Source organism: Aromatoleum toluolicum, assembly GCF_012911005.2.
Classification (GTDB): domain Bacteria; phylum Pseudomonadota; class Gammaproteobacteria; order Burkholderiales; family Rhodocyclaceae; genus Aromatoleum; species Aromatoleum toluolicum.
Window position 1 is genome coordinate 1 of sequence record NZ_WTVS01000122.1, and the last position, 9,257, is coordinate 9,257.

General features: G+C 67.8%; 11 protein-coding genes and 1 rRNA gene. 6 read left to right on the forward strand and 6 right to left on the reverse strand.

Features of this window, described 5'->3' with window-relative positions; genetic code table 11:
• The 5 genes from GPA27_RS27065 to GPA27_RS27085 all read left to right on the forward strand — a co-directional run.
• Positions 1-1,282: TrpB-like pyridoxal phosphate-dependent enzyme (locus GPA27_RS27065; protein ID WP_169143523.1), on the forward strand; the 1,282-nt coding region annotated here is incomplete at its 5' end.
• Between the two features lie 43 nt (positions 1,283-1,325).
• A complete protein-coding gene (locus GPA27_RS27070) occupies positions 1,326-2,075 on the forward strand; it encodes an SPOR domain-containing protein (RefSeq protein WP_169143524.1) in 750 nt (249 codons plus the stop codon).
• Positions 2,072-2,689 (forward strand): dephospho-CoA kinase, encoded by a 618-nt coding sequence (gene coaE / locus GPA27_RS27075; protein WP_211165272.1) that lies wholly within the window; start codon positions 2,072-2,074, stop codon positions 2,687-2,689. The genes GPA27_RS27070 and coaE overlap by 4 nt, the downstream gene beginning before the upstream one ends.
• 122 nt (positions 2,690-2,811) lie before the next feature.
• The gene (gene zapD, locus GPA27_RS27080) at positions 2,812-3,567 is read left to right on the forward strand and encodes a cell division protein ZapD (protein ID WP_169143526.1); all 756 of its coding nucleotides are present in this window, start codon (positions 2,812-2,814) and stop codon (positions 3,565-3,567) included.
• Positions 3,568-3,580: 13 nt separating this feature from the next.
• Positions 3,581-3,784, forward strand: coding sequence for a DNA gyrase inhibitor YacG (locus GPA27_RS27085; protein ID WP_169143527.1), 204 nt, complete (start codon positions 3,581-3,583; stop codon positions 3,782-3,784).
• Here GPA27_RS27085 and GPA27_RS27090 read toward each other — a convergent pair.
• The 3 genes from GPA27_RS27090 to GPA27_RS27100 are packed head-to-tail and all read right to left on the reverse strand — an operon-like array spanning position 3,775 to position 5,703.
• On the reverse strand, positions 3,775-4,716 hold the full coding sequence (locus GPA27_RS27090) for a Nudix family hydrolase (protein WP_169143528.1): 942 nt from the start codon (positions 4,714-4,716) through the stop codon (positions 3,775-3,777). The genes GPA27_RS27085 and GPA27_RS27090 overlap by 10 nt on opposite strands.
• Positions 4,713-5,588: an ATP-binding protein gene (locus GPA27_RS27095; protein WP_169143529.1), complete on the reverse strand. Its 876-nt coding sequence runs from the start codon at positions 5,586-5,588 to the stop codon at positions 4,713-4,715. Before GPA27_RS27095 ends, GPA27_RS27090 begins: the two co-directional genes overlap by 4 nt.
• Positions 5,581-5,703, reverse strand: coding sequence for a hypothetical protein (locus GPA27_RS27100; protein WP_256223137.1), 123 nt, complete (start codon positions 5,701-5,703; stop codon positions 5,581-5,583). The genes GPA27_RS27095 and GPA27_RS27100 overlap by 8 nt, the downstream gene beginning before the upstream one ends.
• A gap of 311 nt (positions 5,704-6,014) precedes the next feature.
• Here GPA27_RS27100 and mltA point away from each other — a divergent pair, with 311 nt between their 5' ends.
• The gene (mltA, locus tag GPA27_RS27105; protein WP_308446343.1) at positions 6,015-7,064 is read left to right on the forward strand and encodes an MltA domain-containing protein; all 1,050 of its coding nucleotides are present in this window, start codon (positions 6,015-6,017) and stop codon (positions 7,062-7,064) included.
• 48 nt (positions 7,065-7,112) lie between these two features.
• On the opposite strand, the gene GPA27_RS27110 is transcribed toward mltA, so the two are convergent.
• The 3 genes from GPA27_RS27110 to rrf all read right to left on the reverse strand — a co-directional run.
• A complete protein-coding gene (locus GPA27_RS27110) occupies positions 7,113-7,835 on the reverse strand; it encodes a DsbC family protein (RefSeq protein WP_211165273.1) in 723 nt (240 codons plus the stop codon).
• A 16-nt stretch (positions 7,836-7,851) separates the two neighbouring features.
• Complete coding sequence (locus GPA27_RS27115) at positions 7,852-9,015, reverse strand: UbiH/UbiF family hydroxylase (RefSeq protein ID WP_169143531.1); 1,164 nt, start codon at positions 9,013-9,015, stop codon at positions 7,852-7,854.
• Positions 9,016-9,157: 142 nt separating this feature from the next.
• A 5S ribosomal RNA gene (rrf, locus tag GPA27_RS27120) occupies positions 9,158-9,257 on the reverse strand; the annotation flags it as partial.

Consider the following 9,257-nt stretch of genomic DNA (forward strand, 5'->3'; position numbering starts at 1 on the left):
CTCCCCTTCGCTCGGGCCCGACGGCAAACCGGTGACACCCGAGCAGATGATGGCGATCTTCCCCGGCCAGATCCTCGAGCAGGAGATGAGCGCCGAGCGCTGGATCGCGATCCCCGACGAGGTGCGGGAGATCTACAAGATCTGGCGACCCAGCCCGCTGATGCGCGCCGTGCGCCTCGAACGCGCGCTCGGCACCCCGGCGAAGATCTTCTTCAAGTACGAAGGCGTCTCCCCGGCCGGATCGCACAAGCCCAACTCCGCTGTGCCGCAGGCCTTCTACAACAAGCAGGCCGGCATCAAGCGCCTAACCACCGAGACCGGCGCGGGCCAGTGGGGCTCGTCGATTTCCTTCGCCGGCCAGATGTTCGGCCTCGACGTGCGCGTCTACATGGTCAAGGTCAGCTACCACCAGAAACCCTACCGCCGCCTCATGATGCAGACCTGGGGCGCCGAGGTGTTCGCGAGCCCGTCGGAGATGACGCAGACCGGCCGGGACGCGCTCGCCAAGGATGCCGACAACCCCGGCTCGCTCGGCCTCGCGATCTCCGAGGCGGTCGAGGAAGCCGCCGGCCGCGCCGACACCAATTACACCCTCGGTTCGGTGCTCAACCACGTGCTGCTGCACCAGACCATCATCGGCCTCGAGGCGAAGAAGCAGTTCGACAAGATCGGCCTCTACCCCGATGTCGTCCTCGGCCCCTGCGGCGGCGGCTCGAGCTTCGGCGGCCTCGCCTTCCCCTTTCTCGCCGACAAGGCCTCGGGGGACAAGCGCGCCGAGAAACTGCGCTGCGTCGCCGTCGAACCGACCTCCTGCCCGACGCTGACGAAGGGCCAGTACGCCTACGATTTCGGCGACGCCTCCGGCTTCACCCCGCTGATGAAGATGTACACGCTAGGCCACGACTTCATGCCGCCCGGCATCCATGCCGGCGGGCTGCGCTACCATGGCGACTCGCCGCTGGTTTCGCAGCTCTATCACGAGGGCCTGCTCGAGGCCGTCGCGGTCCCGCAGCTCGCCACCTTCGAGGCGGGCGTCATGTTCGCGCGCAACGAGGGCATCATCCCGGCGCCCGAGTCCTGCCACGCGATCCGCGCTGCCATCGACGAGGCGCTCGCATGCAAGGCCACCGGCGAGCCGAAGGTGATCCTCTTCAACCTCACCGGCCACGGTCACTTCGACATGAGCTCCTACGAGCGCTACTTCTCCGGCCAGCTCGAAAACTACGACTATCCGGCCGAGGCGGTCGCCGCGTCGCTCGCGCACCTGCCGAAGTTCGGCTGAGGTGCGGCGCGTGAATCGGCCGCCTATCCGGTAAAGTTCGCCCATGCGCATCGTGTTCGTCATCCTCGTGCTGCTCAACTTGCTCGCCCTGGCGTCGATCCGGGGCTGGCTGGGCAGTTCCACACCCGAAGGCGAACCCGAGCGCCTGAGCAACCAGCTCAACCCGGAGCGCATCGTGCTGCGCCCGGGGGGCACCGCCCCGCAGCGCGATGCCGAAGCGCCAGCGCCGACGCCGCCCGCCGAGCAGGCCGCCGAGCAGGCCGCCGCCGCGCCCGAAACCGGCAACGGCCGCGAGGCGCCCCCGCCGCCAGCCCCTGCGGCCGCTGCACCGGTATTGCCGCAGGCCTGCACCGTCATCGACGGACTCGCCGAAAGCGAGGCCGATGCCCTCATGCAGAACGCCATCACGGGCAAACCCGGACTGCGCGCCGAGCGCAAGACCAGCAGCACCCCCACCGCGTGGTGGGTGCGCATCCCTCCCGGCGGCGGGCGCGAAGCGGCCGAACGGCGCGTCGCCGAACTGCGCGCCCAGGGGGTGTCGGAGCTCTTCATCGTCAACGACCCGGGTCCCAACCAGCACGCGATCTCGCTCGGCCTCTTCAAGACGGAAGCCAAGGCCCAGCAGCACCTCGCCAGCCTGCAGGCGAAACAGGTGCGCGGCGCCGGCATCGCCTCGCGCACGACCACCGTTCACCGCATCGAGGTGCGCGGTCCGGCCAGCCCCCTCAAGACCCTCACCAGCTCGCCGGCCGTGCGCCGCTCGGGCGCAACCATCAGCGAATGCACACCATGAGCAACAGCCCCTACGTCGTCGGCCTCACCGGCGGCATCGGCAGCGGCAAGAGCGCAGCGGCCGACCGCTTTGGCGAACTCGGCGCCGCGATCGTCGACACCGATGCCATCGCGCATGCCCTCACCGCCCCGGGCGGGCTGGCCATTCCCGCGATCCGCGCGGCCTTCGGCGATGCGCTGATCACACCCGACGGTGCCCTCGACCGCAAGGCCATGCGCGACCGCGCCTTCGCCGACCCGAACGAACGGCGCCGGCTCGAAGCGATCCTGCACCCGGCGATCGGCGCCGAAAGCGCGCGTCAGGTGAGCGCGGCGCGTGCTCCCTATGTCGTGCTCGTCGTGCCGCTGCTGGTCGAATCGGGCAAGTATCGCGAACGCTGCGACAGCCTGTGCGTCGTCGACTGCCCCATCGACGTCCAGGTCGGGCGCGTCATGACGCGCAGCCGCCTGCCGGAAGAGCAGGTGCGCGCCATCATGGCGACCCAGGCGAGCCGCGAACAACGCCTCGCCGCCGCCGACGAGGTCATCGACAATGGCGGCGACCTCGCCGCGCTCATCGCCCAGGTAGACCGCCTGCACGAAAAGTACCTCGCCGCGGCCCGCGCACTCGCCTGAAAACGCCCACAGGCAAAGGCTTTTCGGGCGATCCTGCGCCGCAAACGGACAGGTCGCGGCATATCCCCTGTGCTATCATCCCGGCACTAACGGGAGATCCGGTTTTCTCAGGCGCACATGCGGTGATCAGCTACGAATATCCTCTTAACGAGCGTATCCGCACCCTCCTGCGCCTGGAAGACCTGTACAGCAAGCTCGCCCATTTTTCGCGCGGCGACGCTCCGCAGGATCACCACGTTACCCTGCTCACCCTGTTCGAAATCCTCGAAGTCGCCGGCCGCGCCGACCTCAAGGTTGATCTCGTGCAGGAACTCGAACGCCAGCGCCAGATCCTGATCTCCTTCCGCAACAATCCGGAGATCTCCGAGGAAGCCCTGTCCGGCGCGCTCTACGAGATCGAGCAGGCCTCCTCGTCGCTCCTTGCGATGGCCGGCAAGATCGGCCAGTACCTGCGCGAAAACGAGTGGCTGATGGCGATCCGCAGCCGCGCGTCGATTCCCGGCGGCGTGTGCCAGTTCGATCTGCCGTCCTACCATTACTGGCTGCAACGCGACGCCGACCAGCGCCGGCACGATCTGTCCAACTGGGTGCACCCGATGCTGCCGATCCGCGACGGCCTCTCGATCGTCCTGCGCCTGCTGCGCGCGAGCGGTCGCCCCGAGACGCAGCTCGCCCGCGGCGGCACCTACCAGCTCATGATGGCCGGCCGCAGCGCGCAGATGCTGCGCCTGCGCCTGTCCCCCGCCGACGCCGTCGTGCCCGAGATCAGCGCCAACAAGTACGCACTCAATGTCCGCTTCATGCTCTCCGAAACGGTGATCCGCCCGCGGCTCGCCGACCGCGACGTCAACTTCGAACTCACTTTCTGCAGCCTCTGAGGCCGCCCGCAGCATGGCGCAGATCCGCACCGTAAAATGTCCGCAATGCGGCGCCCCCGTCCGCTGGGTGCCGGAGAACCGCTTCCGACCATTCTGCTCCGAACGCTGCAAGCAGATCGACCTCGGAGCCTGGGCATCCGAGGACTACCGCGTACCCGCCGCCGACGAGGGCGACCCGGGCGAGCAAGACCCCTCCGGACGCTCGACTCAGGACTGATCCCAGCTACCGCGGATCGCCGCGATGCCGTGCGCGCCCGCTGCCCGCGCGCGCGCCATGTCGGCGCGCACCAGCCCGCCGAGTGCCAGTACCGGCATCGGCAGGCCGCGGATGAGCTCCGCAAACCGCTCCCAACCCAGCGCGGCCTGCCCGGGATGGGTCGCAGTCGGCTGCACCGAGCCCAACACCGCATAGTCCACGCCGAGATCGGCCGCACGCTCCAGCTCCGCGCGCGTATGGCACGAGGCGCCGACCCACTCCAGCGCCGGTCGCGCCCCCAGGACAGCGAGCTGCGCGGCCGACAGATGCACACCATCGGCCCCGGTCTCCGCCGCAAGCGCCGCGTTGCCGTTCACGACGACCGACGCCCCGAAGGCCCGCGCGCGCGTCACGATCTCGGCGGCAAAGGCGCGCAGTTCGGACACGGCCATGCCCGGTTCGCGTACCTGGATCAGGCGCAGACCGCCGGCCAGCGCTGCGTCCAGCAGCTCGAGCTGGCGCGCAACGCCGATGTCGACCGCATGCGTGATCCCCATCCAGCGCGGCAAGCGTAGGGCCTTCAGGATCGGGCCGTTCGCCGGCAGCATCGGCCCGACCTCCGGAGCCTCCACCCGCTCCCAGGAAAGCGCGCTATGCACGTGATCGTGCAGTTCGCCTTCCCAGTCGGCGACTTCAAAGAAATGCAGCCGCACGTGTGCATGCTCGTACAGATGCTCCCGCGTGATCCACGGCCGCACCGCTTGCACGCGAATCCCCAGCTCTTCGTCGAGTTCGCGGACCAGCGCATCGGGCGGCGACTCGCCCGGCTCCACCTTCCCGCCGGGGAACTCCCAATAACCCGCATAAAAAGTATCCGGCGCCCGCTGCCCGAGCAGGAAACGCCCGTCCCGGCGGAAGATCACGCCGGCGGCTACCTCGACGCGCTTGGTCATCGCGCATTGTCCGTATCGAAACGCCCCGCCCAGTCGCGCGCGAACTGCCACGCGACGCGCCCGGAACGCGAGCCGCGCATCAGCGCCCACTGCAGGGCCTCCTGCCGCGCCCCGTCGATCGCCTTGCGCTCCAACCCGAAGCTCTTCAGCCAGTACGCGACGATCTCCAGATACTCGTCCTGGCTGAACGGATAGAAGGAGATCCACAGACCGAAGCGTTCCGAAAGCGAGATCTTCTCCTCGACCGCTTCGCCCGGATGAATCTCGCCGTCCACATGCTGCGTCTGCAGGTTCTCGTCGTGGTACTCCGGCATCAGGTGACGTCGGTTCGACGTCGCGTAGATGAGCACGTTGTCGGGAACCGCCGCCACCGAGCCGTCGAGCACACTCTTAAGCGCCTTGTAGGTCGGCTCCGCATCCTCGAAGGACAGGTCGTCGCAGAACAGGATGAAGCGCTCCGGGCGCCCCTGCACCAGCTCGATGATCTCGGGCAGGTCCATAAGGTCGTCGCGATCGACCTCGATCAGACGCAAGCCCTTGCCCGCATAGGCATTCAGCAGGGCCTTCACGAGCGACGACTTGCCGGTGCCCCGGGCGCCCGTCAGCAGCACGTTGTTCGCGCGCCGGCCGGCGAGGAACTGCCGCGTGTTGAGATCGATGCGCTCCTTCTGATCGTCGATGTCGCGCAGGTCCTTGAGGCGGATGGCGTGCGGACGCGTCACGGGCACGAGGCTCGCATGACCGTTACGCCTGCGCCACAGGAAGGCCCGCGCCGCATCCCAGTCCGGCGCCGCCGCCGGCCGCGGCAGCAGCTGCTCCAGGCGCCCGATCAACTGCTCGGCGCGCGTCACCAATTGCACTAGATCATTCATCTCGATTCGTTCTTCCTTCGTTCGCGTCGCCATCGCGCCGCTTCGGCCAGGTCGCCCACACGATCACCAGCAACAGCGCGAGCGCGACGCCCGCTTCCAGAAAGATCACCCACATTGCACTCTCCTGCGGGATTGGCGACTCGGGCCGATCCGGGCAAGCCGGTATACTGGGGCCCCTTGATTTCACGAGTCTACCCGATCCTCCCCATGAACCGGCGCGCCCCAACATCACCCGCGCAGCGCCTGCTGTGTCTCCTGCCCTTCGTACTGCTCGCCGCCTGTGCCAGCCAGCCGCCGGCGCCCGCGACCGCCACGACCCCGTGCACGGCAGCCAAGCCCTGCCCCTCATGCCCGAGCTGTGCAGCCCCGTCGGCACCCACCCCACCGGCGTCCGGCGCGGCGCAGCCCCCCGCGCCGTCGCCCGCAGTGGAAGCACTGCAGCGCGCAAGCTGGAGCGAACTACCCGACTGGCGCAGTGACGACATCGCGCAAGCGTGGCCCGCCCTGCGTCAGTCGTGCAAGGTGCTCGCCAAACAGCCGCGCTGGCAGCGCGTGTGCGACGAGGTGCTGCGCCTCGGCGACACCCCCGGGGCAACCGCCGTACGCCAGTTCATCGAGACCCGCTTCACTCCGTGGGCCGTCCGCAACCCCGACGGCACGGCCGAAGGCCTGATCACGGGGTACTACGAGCCCATCATCAAGGGCAGCCGTTCCCGTTCGGAACGCTATCCGTGGCCGATCCACGGCGTGCCCGGCGACATGCTCACGATCGAGTTCGGCGACCTCTATCCCGACATGCGCAACCTTCGCCTGCGCGGCCGCCTGGTCGGCAACAAGGTCGTGCCCTACTGGACGCGCGCCGAACTCGAGGGCATGAAGGACCGATCCCCCGCCCCCACCCTGCTTTGGGCCGCCGATCCGATCGACCTGTTCTTCCTCCAGGTGCAAGGCTCCGGACGCGTGGAACTGCCCGACGGCAGCCAGGTCCGCGTCGGCTACGCCGACCAGAACGGCCACCCCTACCAGTCGATCGGCCGGTGGCTCGTGAACCAGGGCGAACTGCCGCTGGAGAAAGCGTCCATGGACGGCATCAAGAATTGGGCGCGCAGCAACCCGCACCGCCTCGCCGAACTCCTGCACACCAACCCGAGCTACGTGTTCTTCAGGGAAATGCCTGCGTCAAGCGGCGGCCCCACCGGCGCGCTCGGCGTCCCGCTCACGCCGGGGCGCAGCCTGGCCGTCGACCCGCGCACCATCCCGCTGGGCGCTCCCGTCTTCCTCGCAACCACGGCACCGAACAGCGACCGCCCGCTGCGCAGGCTGATGCTCGCCCAGGACACAGGCGGCGCCATCAAGGGCGCGGTCAGGGCGGATTTCTTCTGGGGGCTCGGCACGGATGCCGGCGTGCAGGCCGGCCGCATGCGCCAGCAGGGCCAGCTGTGGGTTCTGCTGCCGAACGACAGCGGCACCCTCTGAGGACGGCAGAGAAACAGACGGCGCCCGCAGGCGCCGCCGTCCGTCTTCTTACTTCGCGACGCTCGCGAGCTGCTGCTCGAGTTCCGCCGCGGGCACGTAGCCGCCCAGGCGACGACCGTCTGCGAGGAAGATCGTCGGCGTGCCGTTGATACGCAGCTTCTGGCCGAGCGCCACGTTCCGGTCGACCGCGCCGCTGTCACACTTCGCCGCAGCCGGGGTCTTCGCCTCGAGGATCCAGTCGTTCCATGCCTTTGCGCGATCTTTCGCGCACCAGATATTGCGCGACTTCTCGGTCGAATCCGGGCTCAGGATCGGGAACAGGAACGTATAGAGCGTCACGTCCTTCATCTGGGAGAGCTCCTTGCCGAGCCGCTTGCAGTAGGTGCAGTTCGGATCCTCGAACGTCACCAGCACCCGCGAACCGTTGCCGCGCACCTGCTTGATCGCGTGGTCGAGCGGCAGCGACGCGAAATCAATCGACGACAACTGCGCCATGCGCGCCGCCGTGACGTCCTTGCGCGTCTTCGTGTCGATCAGGCGCCCGTCGAGGAAGAAGCTCGCCTTCTCGTCCGTGTAGACCAGTTCCCCGCTCTTCATCACGACCTCATAGAGGCCGGCATACGGGAGCTTCGCAACCGACTCCACCGCCGGAGCACCGACGAAGGCTTCCACCGCCTTCTTAACTTCCGCCTCGTCGGCGTGTGCCGCCCCCTGCGTCAGCAGCACCAGCCCCAGGGCAGCGACCAGCGGACGAATTACCTTCTTAAACATCAGCATCTCCATGGAATCAGAATCGGCCGCTCACGGCGTATCGCACGAGCGCGTTGCGTACGACCGGCAAACGGTCAGTGAGGTTCAACCCGGCGTTGCGCACGGCCGCGAGCAGCGGATTGCGCGAACCGAACAGGCGATTTAGCCCGTGTGTCGCGTATTGAACCAGAAAGGGCTCTTCCGCGCGCGCACGGGCATAGCCGCGCAGCACGGAAATCTCACCCGGATCCCTCCATGCCGGAAGCTCCCGCAGCATAGCGGCGAGGGCCCGGGCGTCCTGGAAGCCGAGATTGATGCCGTGACCCGAAAGCGGGTGGATCGCATGCGCGGCGTCGCCGACCAGCGCCACCCGCTCTTTCACCACTGACGACACCCGCATGAACCGCAGCGGAAAGGCCTGCGCCGGCGTCACCAGCTCCAGCGCCCCAAGCGCACCACCCGCAGCGTCCGCGACGCGCCGGCACAGCGCCGCGCCATCCAGCGCGAGCAAGGAATCCGCAAAGTCGTCCGCGCACGACCAGACCATCGAGACCATCCGCCCCGGCAGCGGGAGCAGCGCGAGGATGCCGTCGTCGCGGAACCATTGAAATGCGCGGTTGCGGTGATCCTTGCCGCAGCTGAAATTCGCGACCACGCCGCGCTCGCCGTAGGGGCTGATCTCCGCGTCGATTCCCGCCTGCGTACGCACCCAGGAATTGATGCCGTCTGCACCGACGACGAGCCGGCCGTAAATAGACTTGCGACCGGGCAGTGCAAGCGACACACTTTCCCTATCGACGATCATCTCCTCGGGCACGCCGCCAACCAGCATCGTCACGTTGTGCTGGCGCTTGACCGTTTCCCACAGCTCGCGTTGCATCCGTCCGGACTCGACGATCCAGGCGAGTTCCGACAAGCCGCTGTCGTACGATGAGAACTCGAGTTCTCCCCCCGCGTCGCCATGGATCGACATCGAATGCACCGGTGCAATCCGCGCAGCATCGAGGTGTTGCCAGATCCCGATCTCGCGCAGGAAATCCGCGCATGCCGGACTGATCGCATAGACGCGCGCATCCCAGCCCTCGACGACGGCAGGCGCACGCGCCTCCACAAGCGCGATGCGGTGGCGGGTTCCCTGCAGTGCGGCGGCGAGGCTAGCTCCGGCGAGCCCCCCGCCCACGATGATCAGATCGAAATCCATGAAACGCCAGTCCCGTGAAGAGTGGCGATTCTGCACGATGCACCGGCGCAAGTCACGGTCGCAAGACACGGCGAGCCCGGCCCGTAGACGTAAAAAAGCCGCTACCCTGGAGTTGGGGTAGCGGCTTTTTTGGGTGTAGGTAGTCTGACGATGACCTACTTTCGCACTCACGAAGAGCACTATCATCGGCGCGGTCCTGTTTCACTGTCCTGTTCGGGATGGGAAGGAGTGGTTCCGGGACG